Source organism: Agromyces sp. NPDC056523 (genome assembly GCF_042794545.1).
Lineage (GTDB): Bacteria > Actinomycetota > Actinomycetes > Actinomycetales > Microbacteriaceae > Agromyces.
Genome location: NZ_JBHTTM010000001.1, coordinates 978,325 through 995,092 on the forward strand (window position 1 = coordinate 978,325; position 16,768 = coordinate 995,092).

The 16,768-nt window shown below is 69.0% G+C and carries 17 protein-coding genes and 1 pseudogene; 10 read left to right on the forward strand and 8 right to left on the reverse strand.

What is annotated here, in order from left to right:
- Nucleotides 1–46: 46 nt before the first annotated feature.
- Nucleotides 47–481 carry a hypothetical protein gene (locus ACFQ58_RS04785; protein WP_376949910.1) on the reverse strand — a complete coding sequence of 145 codons (435 nt, stop codon included), beginning with the start codon at nt 479–481 and terminating at the stop codon, nt 47–49.
- 277 nt (nt 482–758) lie between these two features.
- Here ACFQ58_RS04785 and ACFQ58_RS04790 point away from each other — a divergent pair, with 277 nt between their 5' ends.
- The 7 genes from ACFQ58_RS04790 to ACFQ58_RS04820 all read left to right on the forward strand — a co-directional run bounded on the left by ACFQ58_RS04790 (nt 759) and on the right by ACFQ58_RS04820 (nt 8,543).
- A complete protein-coding gene (locus ACFQ58_RS04790) occupies nt 759–2,015 on the forward strand; it encodes an ABC transporter substrate-binding protein (protein ID WP_376949911.1) in 1,257 nt (418 codons plus the stop codon).
- A 209-nt stretch (nt 2,016–2,224) separates the two neighbouring features.
- Nucleotides 2,225–3,079 carry a carbohydrate ABC transporter permease gene (locus ACFQ58_RS04795; protein WP_376950333.1) on the forward strand — a complete coding sequence of 285 codons (855 nt, stop codon included), beginning with the start codon at nt 2,225–2,227 and terminating at the stop codon, nt 3,077–3,079.
- Entirely contained in the window at nt 3,076–3,915 is an 840-nt protein-coding gene (locus ACFQ58_RS04800) for a carbohydrate ABC transporter permease (RefSeq protein ID WP_376949912.1), read from the forward strand. Before ACFQ58_RS04795 ends, ACFQ58_RS04800 begins: the two co-directional genes overlap by 4 nt.
- Before the next feature lie 26 nt (nt 3,916–3,941).
- Complete coding sequence (locus ACFQ58_RS04805) at nt 3,942–5,345, forward strand: NosD domain-containing protein (RefSeq protein ID WP_376949913.1); 1,404 nt, start codon at nt 3,942–3,944, stop codon at nt 5,343–5,345.
- Nucleotides 5,346–5,438: 93 nt separating this feature from the next.
- A complete protein-coding gene (locus ACFQ58_RS04810) occupies nt 5,439–6,491 on the forward strand; it encodes a LacI family DNA-binding transcriptional regulator (RefSeq protein WP_376949914.1) in 1,053 nt (350 codons plus the stop codon).
- Between the two features lie 80 nt (nt 6,492–6,571).
- Nucleotides 6,572–7,579, forward strand: a complete 1,008-nt coding sequence (locus ACFQ58_RS04815) for a glycosyl hydrolase family 32 (RefSeq protein ID WP_376949915.1) — start codon at nt 6,572–6,574, stop codon at nt 7,577–7,579.
- Nucleotides 7,572–8,543, forward strand: coding sequence for a PfkB family carbohydrate kinase (locus ACFQ58_RS04820; protein ID WP_376949916.1), 972 nt, complete (start codon nt 7,572–7,574; stop codon nt 8,541–8,543). Before ACFQ58_RS04815 ends, ACFQ58_RS04820 begins: the two co-directional genes overlap by 8 nt.
- A 64-nt stretch (nt 8,544–8,607) precedes the next feature.
- On the opposite strand, the gene ACFQ58_RS04825 is transcribed toward ACFQ58_RS04820, so the two are convergent.
- The 4 genes and pseudogenes from ACFQ58_RS04825 to ACFQ58_RS04840 all read right to left on the reverse strand — a co-directional run bounded on the left by ACFQ58_RS04825 (nt 8,608) and on the right by ACFQ58_RS04840 (nt 9,777).
- On the reverse strand, nt 8,608–8,934 hold the full coding sequence (locus tag ACFQ58_RS04825; RefSeq protein ID WP_376949917.1) for a DUF86 domain-containing protein: 327 nt from the start codon (nt 8,932–8,934) through the stop codon (nt 8,608–8,610).
- On the reverse strand, nt 8,931–9,203 hold the full coding sequence (locus tag ACFQ58_RS04830; RefSeq protein WP_376950334.1) for a nucleotidyltransferase family protein: 273 nt from the start codon (nt 9,201–9,203) through the stop codon (nt 8,931–8,933). Before ACFQ58_RS04830 ends, ACFQ58_RS04825 begins: the two co-directional genes overlap by 4 nt.
- Nucleotides 9,204–9,281: 78 nt before the next feature.
- Nucleotides 9,282–9,425 (reverse strand): annotated as a pseudogene (locus tag ACFQ58_RS04835) (helix-turn-helix domain-containing protein); the annotation flags it as partial.
- Between the two features lie 112 nt (nt 9,426–9,537).
- Nucleotides 9,538–9,777: a hypothetical protein gene (locus ACFQ58_RS04840; protein WP_376949918.1), complete on the reverse strand. Its 240-nt coding sequence runs from the start codon at nt 9,775–9,777 to the stop codon at nt 9,538–9,540.
- A gap of 716 nt (nt 9,778–10,493) precedes the next feature.
- Here ACFQ58_RS04840 and ACFQ58_RS04845 point away from each other — a divergent pair.
- Nucleotides 10,494–11,054, forward strand: coding sequence for a hypothetical protein (locus ACFQ58_RS04845; protein WP_376949919.1), 561 nt, complete (start codon nt 10,494–10,496; stop codon nt 11,052–11,054).
- 70 nt (nt 11,055–11,124) lie between these two features.
- Here the strand turns inward: ACFQ58_RS04845 and ACFQ58_RS04850 are convergent, their stop codons facing one another.
- Together ACFQ58_RS04850 and ACFQ58_RS04855 are read right to left on the reverse strand one after the other, a co-directional pair.
- Nucleotides 11,125–12,375: a hypothetical protein gene (locus ACFQ58_RS04850; RefSeq protein ID WP_376949920.1), complete on the reverse strand. Its 1,251-nt coding sequence runs from the start codon at nt 12,373–12,375 to the stop codon at nt 11,125–11,127.
- Nucleotides 12,365–12,925: an RNA polymerase sigma factor gene (locus ACFQ58_RS04855; RefSeq protein WP_376949921.1), complete on the reverse strand. Its 561-nt coding sequence runs from the start codon at nt 12,923–12,925 to the stop codon at nt 12,365–12,367. Before ACFQ58_RS04855 ends, ACFQ58_RS04850 begins: the two co-directional genes overlap by 11 nt.
- A 177-nt stretch (nt 12,926–13,102) precedes the next feature.
- On the opposite strand from ACFQ58_RS04855, the gene ACFQ58_RS04860 reads away from it, so the two are divergent.
- Nucleotides 13,103–14,476 carry a hypothetical protein gene (locus ACFQ58_RS04860; protein ID WP_376949922.1) on the forward strand — a complete coding sequence of 458 codons (1,374 nt, stop codon included), beginning with the start codon at nt 13,103–13,105 and terminating at the stop codon, nt 14,474–14,476.
- Nucleotides 14,477–14,487: 11 nt separating this feature from the next.
- Nucleotides 14,488–14,781 (forward strand): hypothetical protein, encoded by a 294-nt coding sequence (locus tag ACFQ58_RS04865; RefSeq protein WP_376949923.1) that lies wholly within the window; start codon nt 14,488–14,490, stop codon nt 14,779–14,781.
- Nucleotides 14,782–14,867: 86 nt separating this feature from the next.
- Here ACFQ58_RS04865 and ACFQ58_RS04870 read toward each other — a convergent pair whose 3' ends face one another.
- Nucleotides 14,868–16,289: an HNH endonuclease family protein gene (locus tag ACFQ58_RS04870; RefSeq protein ID WP_376949924.1), complete on the reverse strand. Its 1,422-nt coding sequence runs from the start codon at nt 16,287–16,289 to the stop codon at nt 14,868–14,870.
- Between the last annotated feature and the right edge of the window lie 479 nt (nt 16,290–16,768).

A 16,768-nucleotide genomic window follows, 5' to 3' on the forward strand; every position in this document is an offset into this window, starting at 1 on the left:
GGACGGCTGAGGCTGACACACTGAGCCCGCCGAGGCCGAGCGGCCACTACGGCGCGCCAGCCTCATCGGTGTACTCGTCGACGACCCGCTTGGTGAACTCGTTGGTCATGCGGCGCGTCTGCTCGCTCTTCGCGGCCGCGTCCTCGGGCGTGGCCGCGGTGGCCCAGAGGTCGGCCAGTCGGTCCTCGAGGTCGCGGACCTGGGCGCGCACCGCCTCGTCGGTGCGGAGGCGCGCCTCCTCGGCGGCGTGGCGCACGACCCGGACGGCGGTGTCGACGATGCGACGTTCGAGCAGCACCACGATCCCGACGAGCAGCAGCGTCGTGCCGACGCCGCCGAGCACGCCCGCGAGGTAGGCCGTCCGGTCCGCGGCAGGTGCGACGACGAGCCCGACCACGATCGCGGTGAGGCCGAGCACGATGCATCCGACGAACCAGCCCCAGCGGATGCGGAGGCGCGGCGGCACGCTGGGTTCGGTCATGCCGTCAGCGTAGGACCACCCGCCGCTCCCCAGCGAGGACCGGAGTGTCGGGCACCTCGGGGAGCCAAACGAGCGTCGCGAGATTTTGGCAACCGCGAACAGTTGACGGATCCTCCCGACCGCGTCTACCGTGTGATCAATCGTTTTGGCAAAACGTTTAGGCACGCAACATTCCCCCGCCACGAACCACGACATGAATGGAGCCGAAGTGATGGAGCTTCGCACCCGCACCACTGCGCCAGCCACGCGCGTTCGTCTCACCCTGTCCGTTGCGGCCATGACCGCGGCCGCCCTCGTGCTCTCCGGCTGCGGAGTCGGCGGCGCCGAGGACGCATCGGGCACCGACGAGCTCACCGTGCTCGTCGAAGGCGGCGGCCTCGCCGAACTGCAGCCGGTCGCCGACGCTTACAAGGAGGAGACGGGCACGACCGTGACGCTCGTCGAACTCCCGTACGACGGGCTCTACGACCGCATCTCGTCGGAACTCCAGTCCGGCCAGGTGTCGTTCGACGTCGCGGCACTCGACGCGATCTGGCTGAGCGCGTTCGCCGACGGCGTCACGCCGCTCGACGACCTGTTCACCGATGAGGTGAAGGGCGACCTGTTCCCCGGCCTCGTCAGTGAGGCGCAGGTCGACGGTACGTTCGTCGGCATGCCGGTCTGGACGAACTCGGAGATCCTCTTCTACCGCACCGACCTCTTCGAGGACCCGGCCGAACAGGCCGCATTCGAGGAGAAGTACGGCTACGAGCTCGCGCCGCCCGCCGACTGGGAGCAGTACCGCGACGTGGCCGAGTTCTTCACGCGCGACACCGACGGCGACGGCGAGACCGACCTGTACGGCACCGACGTGAAGGGCGCGGTCGAGACCGAGTGGCTCGCGACGGTATCCCAGGCCGGCGAGGAGCACATGGTCCTCGATGCAGAGTCGGGCGAAGTGACGATCGACGACGCCGAGCACCTCGAGGCGCTCGACTACTACACGAGCCTGCTGCCCTACGCACCGTCGGGGGCTGCGCAGCTCGACTGGGCCGGCGCGCAGAACCTCTTCTACCAGGGCCAGTTGGCGATGATGCGGTTCTGGGGTCACGCCTACACGGGCACGCCCGAGGACTCGGTCGTCAAGGACAGCATCGGCGCCGCGCCGATGATCGGCGGTCCGGGCGGCATCGCCGGCGTGCCGGGCGCGTGGTACCTCTCGGTGCCCACCGCGACCGACAAGAAGGACGAGGCGAAGGACTTCATCGCCTTCGCGTACGAGAACAACGAGCTCTCCATGGATTCGTGGCTCGGCCTCGCCGCGCGCATCTCTGCGTTCGAGTCGAACCAGGGCGAGGAGGGCAAGGAGCACTACGCCGCCCTGCTCGAGACGCTCAACGCGCCGCAGACGCTCGCCCGTCCGGCGACGCCGCAGTGGCAGGAGATCGTCGACACCGTCCTCACGCCGCTGCTGCAGAAGGCGGTGGAGCCGGGCGCCGACAACGCCGCGCTCCTCGCCGAGGCGAAGGCCCAGATCGAGGCGATCGTCGAGTAACCATGCGCACCGCGATCAGCACGACGGCCGGGGCGGCGAACGCCGCCCCGGCCCCGGGCCCCGATTCCCCGGCGGTGACGGATGTCGCGGCATCCGTCACACCAGGTGGGCCCGGAACCACGACCCCCAGCGGCCCGCCGAAGGTCGGCGCCCTCGGCCGCCGCCGCCGCAGCACCAGCCTGAGCGATCGCCGCTTCGCACTCCTGCTCATGCTGCCGGCCGCGCTCTTCCTCGCGGTGTTCGTCGGCTGGCCGCTCGTGAAGTTCGTCACTGACAGCTTCTTCGAGATCTCGCCGATCGCCGGCGGGCCGCGCGAGTTCGTCGGGCTCGACAACTACGTGACGGCGTTCGCGTCCGAGGCGTTCCAGAACGCGGCGTGGCGCACGGTCGTCTACACCCTGATCGTCGTCACGGCCGAGTTCGTGCTCGGCCTCGCGGTGGCCCTGCTCTTCACCGCGCTCGGGCGGCGGTCCAACGCGTTCCGCACGCTGTTCATGTACCCGCTCATGATCGCGCCGGTCGTCGCGGGCCTGCTGTGGCGGTTCCTCCTGATCGACAACTTCGGCATCGTCAACCAGCTCCTGTTCGAATGGGGCATCCTGCAGAGTCCCGACCAGATCCAGTGGCTGAGCGATCCCGACATCGCCCTGTTCTCGGTCGCGCTGCCCGACATCTGGCTCACGACGTCGTTCATCACCCTCGTGCTGTTCGCGGGGCTGCAGAACATCCCCGGTGACGTCGTCGAGGCCGCGCGCATCGACGGCGCGAACTACTGGCGACTCCTGGTGAGCGTCATCATCCCGCTGCTGCGGCCGGTGATCGCCGTCGCGCTCATCGTCCGCGGCATCGACGCGGCCCGGGCGTTCGACATCATCCTCATCCAGACGGATGGCGGCCCTCAGGGCAGCACGACCACGCTCAGCCTGCTCATCTACCGCACGCTCACGCGCTTCGGCGACCCCGGTCTCGCGAGCGCGATGGGCACGGTCTACCTCATCGCGATGCTGGCGGTCTCGATCGCCGCGATCGCCCTGATCTGGCGCCCGGGAGGGAACGCACGATGAATCCCCTCGAGACCCGCGGCCGCGTGAGTCGCGTCATCCTCTGGGCACTGCTCGCCTTCGCGATCGTGCTCTACGGCTTCCCGTTCGCCTACCTGCTGCTCACCTCGTTCAAGACCCCGCTCGACGCGATCTCGGTCCCACCGACGGTGATGCCCGAGGTGTGGACGCTCGAGAACTACGTCTCGGCGCTCAGCCGCCAGGGCGTGCCGGCGGCGCTCATCAACAGCGTCATCACCGCCGTGATCTCGACCGTGCTGTCCCTGGTGCTCGCGGTGCCGGCGGCGTACGCGATCACGCGGTTCCGCACCCCGAGCGGGCGGGTGTTCATCGTCGCGGCGCTCGTGACCCGGATGGTGCCGACCATCGCCGTCGGCGCGCCGCTCGTCGAGGTGATGCGCAACCTCGGTCTCACCGACACCTCGTTCGGCCTGGCCCTCGCGCACACGACGATCTCGCTGCCGTTGTCGATCTGGCTGATGGCGAGCTTCTTCGAGGCCGTGCCCGACGAGCTCGACGAGGCCGCGAAGGTCGACGGATGCAGCCGGCTGCAGGCCCTCTGGCGGGTCGTGATCCCCGTGGTCACCGGCGGGCTCGCGGTCACCGCGATCTTCGCCTTCCTCGCGTCGTGGAACGAGTTCCTGTTCGCGCTGCTGCTCACGAGCGTGCGGGCGCAGACGACGCCGATCGTGATCGCGAACTTCCAGACGCAGTTCGGCCTCGACTGGGGCGGCATGACGGCGCTCGCCGCCGTCTACTCGGTTCCCGTCATCCTGCTCACCCTCCTGCTCCAGCGGCACATCGTCGCGGGGCTGACCCTCGGCGCCGTCAAGGGCTGAGGGACCGAGACCCGAACGGAGCACCCATGTCCGGCACCAACGCCTACGACGTGACGACCTGGCCGCATGGCGACCCCTACGACGACCTCGGCGAGGTGATCAACAGCATCATCGCCGACGTCAAGGCACGCCAGACCGACTCCCACGCGGACGGCCGGGGGAAGCCCGGCGCGGTGATCCACATTCCGCCCGGGGACTACCGCCTGCGCACGCAGGTGCTGATCGACGTCAGCTTCCTCCGGATCCAGGGCTCGGGGCACGGCTTCGCCTCGTCGAGCATCCGATTCAACGTCCCGGAGGCGGAATGGCCTGGGCTGCACGAACTGTGGCCCGGGGGGAGCCGCATCATGGTTGACATCCCGGCCGACCGAATCCAGAGCGAAGCGGATGGCGCGGCCTTCCGCGTCGCGCGGAGTGGCAGCCCGCGGATCAGTTCGGTGGAGTTCGTCGACTTCTGCATCGACGGGCTGCATTTCACGTCGGACGATCCGGAGCGCAGCCCCGATCGCAATCCCGAGAACTCGTATGCGAACGGCAAGACGGGCATCTACGTCGCCGATGCGAACGACTCGTTCAGGGTCACCGGCATGGGCTTCGTCTACCTCGAGCACGCGCTCACGATCTCCAACGCCGATGCGCTCTCGATCCACGACAACTTCATCGCGGAATGCGGGAGCTGCATCGAGCTGCGCGGCTGGGGGCAGGCGTCGAAGATCACCGACAACCTGATCGGCGCGGGCCCGCACGGCCACTCGATCTACGCCGAGCACCACGGCGGCCTGCTGATCACCGCGAACAACGTCTTCCCCCGCGGTGCCAGCAGCATCCACCTGCACGGCGTCCGGCGTTCGAGCGTGACCAACAACCGCCTGCACTCGTTCTATCCGGGCATGGTGGTGCTCGCGGCGGACAGCTCGGAGAACCTGGTCGGCTCGAATCACCTCCTCCGCGACCATGAGCCGTGGACGCCCTTCGTGGGGATCGACAACGGCCTGGACGACCTCGCCGGCCTGCTCAGCATCAGCGGAAGCAACAACACCGTGATCGGCAATCACTTCTCCGAGGTCGTCGAATCGGGCCGCATCCGGCCGAGGGGCGCGACGCCCGTGATCATCCGACTCGTCACGGGACACGACAACTTCGTCTCCACGAACCACGTGGCGGCGATGGATGTCACCGCCGAGTCGAGTGACTCGTGCTTCGAAGCGCAGGTCGACGCCCTGCTGGCGACGGAGGCGTCGCAGGCTCTGGACGTGACCACCGTCATGGTCGATGCCGTGGCGATCCGGAACACGATCCTCGATTCCGGCCGCGCCGACCAGGTGGTCGTGGACACCGCGCTGAACGCGTTCCGGGCCACCCCGTCCGTGGGCGCCGACCGCACGCGATCCGCACCTGCCCTGCATGCACTCCAGGACGGCAGCCCGTGATGAACGGCCCTCACAGCGGCGCGGCGTCGGCGATGACGCGGGCCGGAGGGGGTTCGAGATGGTACGAAGGGAGGCGGTGAGATGAGGAGACGGATGCCTCGCAAGCAGGTCGGAATCCGCGATGTCGCGGCCGCCGCCGGTGTGTCGGTGACGACCGTCTCGCACGTGCTCAACGACACGCCCCACACGCGCACGAGCGACGAGACCAAATCGCGCGTGCGGGAGGCGGCAGCCCAGCTCGGCTACCGGCCGAACCGGCTCGCGCGCGGCCTCCGCACGCAGGCCTCGGGCATGGTCGGGCTGCTCACCGAGGAGATCGCGACCACCCCGCACGCCGGTCGCATTATCCTCGGTGCGCAGGAGGAGGCGAGCCGGAACAACCTCACGCTCGCCATCATCAACTCGCAGCTGCGGCACGATGCCGACGTCGAGCCGTCCGAGGTGCAGGCCTTCCTCGACCGCCAGGTCGACGGCGTCATCTACGCCACGGTCTACCACGACGAGGTGATCCTGCCCGAGCAGATGCACGCCGTGCCATCCGTGCTCATCGGCGCCCGCGACCGCGACGGCGAGGTGCCGTCGATCATGCCCGACGAGCGTGCCGGCGCGGCATCCGTCATCGACCTGCTCGTGCGCACGGGCCACCGGCGGATCGCGTTCGCCGCGACCTCGGTCGACGTGCCCGCCACGCGCGGTCGCCTGCGGGGCTACCGCGACGGCATGCTCGCCGCGGGGCTGGACCCCGATGCGCATGTCGTCGAAGCCGTGTCCGAGGCGGCGGGCGGGTACGAGGCCACCATGCGGCTGCTCGATCACGGGCGCTCGCCGGAGGATCGGCCGACGGCCGTGTTCTGCTACAACGACCGCATGGCGATGGGCGCGTATCGTGCCGCGGCCGAGCTCGGGCTGTCCGTGCCGGCGGATGTCTCGATCGTCGGCTTCGACGACCAGGCCCCGATCCCGACCAGCCTGTACCCGGCGCTGTCCACCGTGGCGCTGCCGCACTACGAGATGGGCGCGTGGGCGGTCGAGAGGCTGGCCTCGATGATCGAGGGGCGCGACGAGCCGGATGCCGCGGGGCCGTCGCCAACCCTCCTGCCCTGTCCGATCGTCGAGCGCGGGTCCATCGCCGGGCCCGCTCGCTGACTGCTCCTGCTTCAGCCTGGTCGATCCGGTGCGACGTCGCGCTGGCCACCCGAACCCTGCACACGAAAGGCCCTCCGCACATGCTCCGACTCGCCGCATCCTGGGTGTGGGACTTCTGGTTCGCCGACGACGGCGAACGGTTCCACCTCTTCTTCCTCAAGGCGTCGCGCGCCCTGCACGACCCCGACCGGCGGCACTGGCGTGCGACGATCGGGCACGCCGTGTCGACCGACCTCGTGCACTGGACGGAGGTCGCGGACGCGATCATCCCGTCGGATCCGCCGGCGTTCGACGACCTCGCGACCTGGACCGGGTCCGTCGTGCGGGGCGACGACGGCACGTGGCGGATGTTCTACACGGGCGTCGATCGAGCCGGCGGCGGTCTCGTGCAGCGCATCGGCGTCGCGACATCCGATGACCTCACGACGTGGACGACCACGGGCCGGGCGCTCGTGGAACCGGACTCCCGCTGGTACGAGCGGCTCGCCGACGGCGCCTGGCCCGACGAGGCGTGGCGCGACCCGTGGGTGTTCCGCGACCCGTCGGGCGAGGGTTGGCGGATGCTGCTGACCGCGCGAGCGAACGTGGGGGAGCCGTCGTCGCGGGGTGTGGTCGGGACGGCGTGGTCGGCCGATCTCGAGCAGTGGCGCGTCGAGCCGCCGCGGTCGACGGTCGGATCGGGCTTCGGGCAGCTCGAGGTGCTGCAGCTCGAGCAGGTGGATGGGCGCTGGGTGCTGGTGTTCTCATGCCTCGGCAAGGAGATGGCGGCCGAACGGCAGGCGGCAGGGGAGCGGGGCGGGATCTGGGCCGTGAACGTCGACGACCCGGCCGGGCCGTTCGACATCGCCAGCGCGTACCAGCTCGTTGATGAGGTGCTCTACGTCGGGCGGCTCGTGCGGGATCGCGCAGGGCGGTGGCAGCTCATGGCGTTCCGGAATACGATGCCGGATGGCTCGTGGGTCGGCGAGATCACCGACCCGATGCCGGTCGCGTGGGTCGACGGGCGGTTGGTCGTCGAGACGGATGGCTCGGAGGCGCGCGTGCCGGTTCCTGAGGCTTCGGTCGAGGAGGTGATCGCGGATGCCTGATCGCTCGGGACCGCTGGGTGCGCTCGTGATCGGCGAGGCCCTGATGGACCTCGTGGACGACGGCAGCTCGATCACGCGGTCGCCCGGTGGCTCGCCCGCCAACGTCGCGCTGGGCCTGGCGCGCCTCGGGGTCGCGACCCGGCTGCGCACGGCGCTCGCCGCGGATGACGATGGGCGCGCCATCCTCTCTCGGTTGACGGACTCGGCTGTCTCGGTCGATCCCGAGTCGATGAGCCTGGATCGGACGTCGACCGCGCTCGCGGTGCTCGACGGCTCGGGTGCCGCGGCGTACGACTTCGACATCGAGTGGCGCCTGCCGGAGCCCGTGGAGGTCGGCTCGGCGGCGGTCGTGCACTCGGGGTCGATCGCGCTGTTCCTCGAGCCGGGCGCTGCGGCGGTGGGTGAGGTTCTCGCCGCGCGGCCCGAAGGGGTGCTGGTGTCGCTCGACCCGAACATCCGACCGTCGCTGATCGGCGAGCGGTCGGCCGTGCGGGCGACGTTCGAGCGGCTCGCGGCGACCGCCGACGTCGTGAAGCTCAGCGACGAGGATGCGGAGTGGCTGTATCCCGGAGAGCCGCTCGCAGGGGTGCTCGACCGACTGCTCGAGCTCGGTGTCGGGCTTGCGGCGGCGACGAGGGGTGGAGCGGGCGCGGTGCTCGCCACCCGCGCGGCCCGGGTCGAGGTGGAGTCGTTGCCGGTCGTCGTTCGCGACACGGTCGGCGCGGGGGACACGTTCATGGCGGCGCTCATCGCCGGAGTGCTCGGTCGTGACAGGGGCACGTCCCTTCACGAGTTGCGCGAGGCCGATCTGCTCCGCCTGGGCCGATTCGCCGCGGCGGCTGCCGGGGTGACGGTCAGCAGGGTGGGCGCCGACCTGCCGACCTCGGACGAGGTCGCGCGAGCGCAGCAGGCGGCCGCGGTCGAGCGGTCCTCCAACGCATCGGCGGGCACCGTCATCTGGTGACGCGTTCGCGCCTCACGTGCGTTGCGCGCCTGGTCCGGCAGCACCGGCGCGACCCTCCGAGGCGTTATCGCTCGTGCCGGAGCCGCTCGACTGCGGCGGCGAGGCGGAGGACGTCGTGCCGAGCGGTGGCGGTCACGATCGCGTGCGTGGTGTCGAAATACCGATGCGTCAGCACGTCGCGCATGCGCGCGATCTCGGCCCATGGGATATCGGGTTCGGAGTCCAAGGTGCTCGGGTCGAGATCTTTCACAGCCTCGCCGATCTCCACCAGACGGATTCGGATGGCGTCGAACACGACATCGTCACTCGAGTCGGACCGCTCGGCGTAGGCGGCGATCGCCGAACACGCGACAGCGATGTCGAGGAGCCGGTCACGCTCGCCGCGGCTCACAGCGGTACCGCATCGCGCCGGACGTTCTCGGCGGCGTCGGCCTTGAGGCCGTCCGAGGGCACGATGTCGACGGGCCGTCCGAGAATGGCTTCCGCCGCCGACTGCATCTGGAGAAGCGCGAACAATCCGACTCCCGGCTCGAGGTCGACGAGCAGGTCGACGTCGCTGGTCGACATCTCCTCGCGGCGAGCGACGCTGCCGAAGACTCGGATGTCGACGGCGCCGAGCGCTCCGAGCTGGTCCCGCAGCTCACCCGCGCGTTCCCGCACCCGATCGAGCATGCCTTTCGGCGGAGAAGGGACGACGCTGGCTTCGAGCACGCAGTCGGCCGCACCTACGAGGCGACGAAGAGTGGAGAAGGATGGTTCCCGCCGGCCGGTCTCATATGCGCTGACGACGCTCTGCGTGACGCCTGCGCGACGCGCGAACTCAGCCTGCGTGAGACCGCGAGTCTCGCGTGCCCTTCGAACCAGTTCGGCGGCAGATGACATGCGCTGAGTATAGCGGAATGTAACTATCGCGGAACGTCACTGCGGTCTGTGGTTCCGAGCGGCGCGCGAATGGCGTCGAACCCCGGGAGCGACGGCGCGGTGATGTCGTTCGTCAAGGCACGGATGTCTCGATCGCGCCGGTGGATGACAAGTAAGACGTGGAGACGCCGAGCGGCCCGATCAACGTGAGCGAGTACTCGCGCCGATCCGACGATGTCGAGTAGAGCACCTGGGCGCCCGGCGGAATCGGCGCGAGCGTGATGCCGTCGGGAGACATGAGTCGCGTGCCATCCGTCGTGACGGCGAGGGACCCCGGCCATGTGCCGTCGGCCGACGCGATCTGTCGCAGCACGAAGGTCGCCGTCCCCAGCGACTGCGCGAGTTCGAGGCGCTCGGCCTCGACCGGGTCGGCGGCCAGCGGGCAGCTTGCACCGGGGGCGCGGCGACGGCTTCCGGAACCTGCTCGAGGCCGGGGCCGACATCCTGAAGCAAAGCGGACGAGCCCTGCACGTCAGCGGCATCTCCCACCCAGTTCGCTGGAGCCGGAAGCGCGACGTTCGTGGTCGCCAACGTCATGGCGGTGAAGGTGTAGCCCATGGCGGCCAGCGTCGCGACTCCGGCGACGATCCCGGTGACCGCGGCGGCCGAGCGCCCCCTGCCGCCGCGTCGGTATCGCGGAATCGCCATCCCTCCGGCCCACACGGCCGTGGCGCCGAAGCCGGCGATCCAGACGGTCCGGGCGGGATCCACCGCCAGCGGCGCGGTGAGTCCGATGACGAACGCGCCAATGCCGACGAGCAGGCTCGTCCACGCGAGCAAGATGCCCCAGAAGAGGCCGTCGACGTGACCGCCGCCGCGCATCGGCCGTCGACTCGGGCTTGCCGTGCCCCAAGACGAGTGGGATGACTCGGGCGGGGACCAGTCGCGCGGTCCGGGAGGTGGTGGGGTCACTGGCTTCGGCCTCGTTCGGCGGTAGGGTCCGTCGATCCTCCCAGCGACGCACATCCGGAGGGGAGTCCCCGAATGCGGGGTTGACTCGCCGCCGTTGGTCTCGCGTAGCGTCGCTCCATGTCCTTCGATCATCTGGCCGCAGCCATGGGCCTCACGCACAGCGACATGACGACGTATGGCGCGGAGGACATGCAGGAACTCATCTCGATCCTCGGCGCGCTCGACCGGGCCGATGGCGTCGAAGAACCATGGCTCGTGGCGGGTGGCGCATGGGAGCGGCTGATGAAGGTGCGCCGGAAGCGCCTCGGATCCGTCGCCACGGCGTCGATCCCGCTAGGACCCGGCGTCCTCGTACTCTTCGACGGCAGCATGCCCGTCTTCGTAGGAGAGGCGATCGGCAAGCGCGGACTGCGTGGCCGAATTCAACAGCACCGCGCGACGGGTACGAACCTCAGCTCGAGCACGCTCCGGGCGAGCGTCGCAGTCGACGTGCTCGGCGTGAGCCGGTGGACCGCCCGACAACGACCGAGCGTGCTACCGGGTGACATGATCGAGGAGGTCAACGAAGTGGTCGCCGAGCTTCGCGTCGGGTGGATCGAGTGTGCGACTCCCGATGAGGCGCGGGAGCTGAAGGGTGAGCTCTGGGCTGAGTACAAGCCGGAGTACAACATCCTCTAGCCCTGGTTCCGCGCGTGGCGCACCCCGCAATCGGGATGATCGCGGGGTCCGGTGCCTCGGCGCGGCGGACTTATCTCCCGAGTCGAGCCAGCAACGCCTCCGCGAGCGCGATCGCCGTGTCTTGGTCGTTGGCGCTCACGTTGTACCAGTCCTGGCCGACGGCGAGGTCGACGGCGCACGTCGAGCCGAACCGAGTGTCGCAACGAACGGATGCCTCGTCGCCCGCGGCGAGTCCGGCGAGCTGGACCGGCGTCGAGGTTCCAGTTTCGAGCATCCGCAGGTAGGCCCAGCGCCCTTGTGGGAGCCAGTCCACCCGGGCCGCGCTCCCGAGGTCATCGACGCCCCAGCCGCAGCCCACGGCATCCGCGTGGAGCCGTGCCTCGGCCCATTCGCTCCATCCGCCGGCCTCGATCATCACCTGCGCGTCGGGCGTCGCCGTGATCGAGCGCACCTGGTCGACGGGGATGAGCGCATCGCACTCCTCGGGCGTCAGCATGGTGAGTCGTTCGGGCAGGGTCGGCGGGGCGGCTGGTCCCGCCGCACCCACGGTGCTGACGACGGCGTCGACGAGTGATTGCCACGCCGAGGCATCCCCAGCGAGGTTCGCCCCGCCGTACGCCGAGAGCGTCACCCAGGCGTCGCCGACCGCCGAGCTCGCCGAGCACCATCCGCCGTCACATGTGCTTTCCTCAGCCGGCATCCCGTGCACGATGGCGCGTTGGCTCCAGCCAGCGGCGGCGCGGGGGACGACCGCGATCGTGACGCCCACGTAATCGGGCTCGACGCCGTACTGGTCGTTCATCGGCACGCCGTTCGACCATTCGCAGACGTTGCCGCCGACGGCGAGGATGGCGGCCCGCCGCGGGATCGCGACGCCGACGCCGGACTCGGACAGGATCGGATCGATCGCCGCGACATCCGTCGTGAAGATGCCGGACACGAGGGCCGGATCGACGAGGGTGCCGCAGTCGAGGCCGTACCGGGATGCGGGCTGCGCCGTCACCGGGGGCGCCGGCGGAGGCGGCGGCGCGGTCGACGGGACGACCATGTACTCGGTCGTCGGTGGGCTGGTCGGCGTGCTCGTCGGAGTGTCGGCGACCGGACTCGCCGAGTCCTCCTGCGGCGCGGACAGCATGAGCGCCACAGCGGCGCCAGCCCCCACGCCGAACAGCGCGACCACACCGAGCCCGAACCCGAAGATGCGGCGGATCGACCTCTGCTTCGCGGGCACCGGTTCCTGCGCGGCACGCTCGAGCACGTTGCGCTTCATCGACACGAGGAGGCGCGTCAGGTCATCTCCAGTGGGAGGTTCAGACTTCATCGAGGGTCACCGCCTTCTTCAATCGGGCCCGGCTGCGGGACACGCGTTGCTTGATTGCGCCGACGCTGAGGCCGAGCCGTTCGGCCGCCTCGGCGTACGGCAGGCCTTCGACCAGGCAGAGCTCGCACACCTGCCGGTCGATCGGCTCGAGCCGTTCGATCTCGTCGAGGACCCAGCGCAGGTCCTCCCGCGCGGCCTCGGCGTCGTGATGTTCGCGGACGACGTCGGCGCGAGGCGCGACGGCGTCATCGAACGGTTCGGCCTGGTTGCGGGCCGCCTTCCTGACGGCGTTCATTCCGAAATTGCGGCACGTGACGAGCAGCCATGGAAGCAGTGACGCCTCCGCGATCGCGATCTCCGCCGCCTTGCGCCAGACCGTGAGGAACGTGTCCTGCACGATCTCCTCGACATCCATCCGGCTTGGCGCGATCGCCCACGCGTACCGCGTCACGGCCGGGGCATGGCGGTCGAACACGACGGCCAACGCCCGTTGGTCGCCCGTCGCCAATCGCTCCAGGAGCTCGGCGTCGGTGCCATGGCTCTCGTCCACGTGCCCACCCCCCTTCACTCTAGGGATGTCGTGGGGTGAGAAAAGGTCACAAAGTGGGATCGAGTTCGGCCGAGCCGAGGGCGGTCGAGCCATCCGGATGCCGCGCCTCACCGCCTTCGAGATGCGCTCCCGGCCGCTCCCCAGCGCGCTCCCAGCGCCGACCCTAGGATCGAAGGCATGGCCGGGTTCTGGGGCAAGCGCAAGCGTGAAGAGCAGGAGCAGCTGGCTGCTCAGGACGCCGACCTGGCGAAGCGCGCCGGCGCGGCCCTGGTCGCCGCCGACGAGCGCATCCGCGTCACCACCGACGAGCTCGGCTTCGCCGAGGCGGAACTGGGCGCCGACGCGACCCGGCCGTTGAGCACGGCCCTCACGACGGTGCGGGAGCACCTCGGCGGGGCGTTCCGCCTGAACCAGCTCAATTACGACCACATCCCCGACACTGCCGAGGAGCTGCGGACGCGCAACGCGCGAATCGTGCAGCTGTGCGAGTGGGCCGAGGACGTGCTCGACCAGCAAACGTCCGCCCTCGCCGAGCGGATCGCGCGGGCGCGGCGTGCCCCCGAGATCATTGCCGGTATCCGCGGCGATATCGTGCTGCTTCGCGAGCGCCTGCCGAACGCGCGCCAGACGGTCGACCGGCTCGCGGCTCGCTACGCGCCCGACGCGCTCGCGCAGGTCGAGGCCAACCCCGCTCAGGCCGAGCAGCTGCTCGGGTTCGCCGAGCACGGCGCGGGCGTGGCCGAGCGACGCCGCGAGGCCGGGCAGCGCGAGCAGGCCAACCTCGCGCTCGAGGCCGCGACCGAGGCGGTGCGTCGCGCGGCGACACTCCTCGATGCGGTCGAGACCTTCGAGGTCGAGGCGCTGCGCGCGGAATCCACGCTCGCGGCCATCGTCGAGGACTCGCGCGGCGACATCGTCGTGGCGCTCAAGGAGCCGCATTCGCCGACGGTTGGGGCCGCGATCGAAGCGCTTCAGACCGCACTCGCCTCCCTGCCCGCCGCCGGCGTCAACACCGACCCGTTCACGCATCTCGATCGCCTACGCGAGGCCAACGCGGGGCTGGATGCCGCGATCGCGGCCGCTCGCGAACGTGCGGCTCGACCCATCCCGCCGCTCGAGCACGTGCGCCACGCGATCGACGACGCCGACCGCCAGCTCGCCGTCGCTCGCGACGTGATCGCCGGCCACCGCGGATGGATCGGCGCGGACGCGCGCACCCGGCTGGCCGAGTCCGAGCGCATCCGGCAGGATCTCGACCAGTTCCTGGGCATGCCCGCGACGACGGTTCCGACGATCGACGAGGACCACCGCGAGCAGGCGATGGGGATGGCGCGCCGCGCCGCCTACCTCGCGGGCGAGGCGCTGCAGCTTGCCCGTCGCGACATCGACGCGTCGCGGCCGCAGGGGTACGACCAGTGGGGCGGCGGGCCCGGATGGGGTGGGCCGGGCTGGGGCGGCGGGCGACGCGGCAGCGGCGGCGGCGACGTCATGGGCGGCATCCTCGGCGGTCTCGTCATCGGCAGCATCCTCGACGGGTTCTTCGACGGGTAGGCAGGTGACCCGTGCGACTCGGCGCCCGCTCGTGCCGCGGGCGGTACGCAGCGGCCCGGCTCAATTGTCACCCGGTCTACTACGACGAGGTGAAACTGGCCGAGCAGTCGCACGCCGTGCCATTCGTGCTTATCGGCGCTCGCCACCGAGACGGCGAGGCGCCCTCGATCATGCCCGACGAGCGCGCAGGCGTAGCATCCGTCATCGACCTGCTCGTGCGCACGGCCACCGCCGCATCCGGCAACTCGAGGCTGGAGCACGTGTGCCGCCGCGAGGGTGGCGGTATCGGCCGTGGGCAGTCTTGATTCGCGACTGAGCGTTCACGGCGTGCAGATTCAGATTCGCCAAGCGGCGGCCAAGTGCGACACCAGCTCGAGGATCTGCGGACAGTTCAAGGCGTGGTGTCTGCGCTCTCCACCACCGGGTCCCAACGCGCGCCCTTCGCCCGATTACAGGCGATATGGAGAAGCTGCGCGTTCTTCTCAACCGTCTCACCGCCATTTGCCCAAGGGACAATGTGGTCGACCTCGGTCTCGGCGAATACCAGCTCGTGCCCGCATTCGGCGCACTCGCGCTCGTCGACCGGGAGTTTGTCCCATACGTTCTGCTTCTGCTGAGGAGTGAAGAACCGACGCCGGCGTCCGTCGCCAATTTCCTCGAGAGCCCAGGCAACGGCGGCAACGTAGCGCGAGAACCTATAGCTCACATTCGGCGATCCAGTGGTGCCGCGCTGAATCGAATCGTTAAATCGTTCATTGTAGGCGTGGAGTCTTGTCACGGCGTCAAGAACTGCCTGCTTCTTGTCGATCAACGCCGAATCAAACGATCCTGCGTCAGCGAAACCGTATCTTGAGTGATCCAGGAAACTCCAGACCTGAACTTCCATTAGTGCGCGATTGACCGTCCTAGCCCACTCCCCGTTGTACCCGGTTTCAGGAATGCGGTAGGGACGGAAACGCATTTCTCCAAAGAGCTTCTCGACGCGGTCAAGCGCCCTACGCACGCGCTTCACGCGCTTTTCCCACTCGCTCGGCGTCTCGGCTCCACCGAGCTCCATCTCCGTGTTGAGGAACTTGTTCAGCTTCTTATTGGGGAACGCGTCATAGCCCGCCCGTTCGAAAGCGAGGAGTCGCGTCAGGTACTCCACGTCCTTCATCCGCTTGTACTCGGCATCGGTAACGCGGAGCGAATCCCTCAACTGGCCGGCGCGCTCTTTGAGTTCCTGAAGGTATGCGCCGTGGTACGCCGCATTTCGCAGTTCCTGATCAGAGAGGACCGTGCTCTGCTGATTCAGTCGCTTGAATAGCTCGAACTTGTCAGCACGGGCGTTCAATGGAATGGTCGCCGTGGACAATTTGAAGTCTTTGAAGGTCTGTTTGAGGCTTGGCCTGAGCTGGCCGAAAGTCTTACCTCGCAGGTCCTCGACAATCGAATCGTCCGGGATTTCCAATTGATTGTTGTAGAACTCGCGCAGAGAGGAGAGTCGCTGCTGACCGTCGACGACCTCGCGTATGCGTACCTTCTCTCCATCGATTACGGTATTGGCGTCAGCGAGATAGATCAGTGGAAGGGGAAGTCCCAAGAATACGGACTCGATGAGCGACGCCTTCTTTCTCCTATCCCAAAACGCTCTTCGCTGGTAGGGCGGTTGAACAACAACCGACTCCTCGGTAATGGACGCCAGCATGGAGAACGCGGTCTCTGTGACTGGTGTTGTCACGGGGCTCTCGTCTGAGATAGTCACTGACTGCGCCGTTCCGAGGTCTTCCTCTTGGTCGGCGGGGTCCTCTGCGGCGAGCTCTTCGACGGTCATGTGTCCCGATCGTAGTTCCCTGAACGGATAAGCGGTCGGCTCTGGCGGACCGAAGCGCGGAAGAGTTGGAGCGTGGAGCACGGTGTTGGAGTTTCGGCGAACCGCTCTCGCAGAGCCGCAGCACAGCGACGAGCAGGCGGCCGCCGTCGCAGGTAGCAGGGGGGTTGAGGGCGTATACGCCGATGGTGCCGGCAGGTACGGCGTCCTCAAGATGCGATGGCGGATCTGATTGTTCCGGAGGTAGATTCGCGATGATGGGCATCCGCCCCCTCGCTTCGGCGCCACACTTGGCGGATGGTAGGACACGGTCAATCCCGCCGGCCCGCATGACCCCATTTCGGGGGCGCGAGCGGGAGGTCGGGTGCCGGTCATCCGCCGCGCCGATAGAGTCGGGATCGCGTTGTCCCTACACGCAGACCCGGAGGAACGATGTCGTACGCGCACCCCGTTGAAGACCCGTGCCGAGGTCGAGTGGGCGT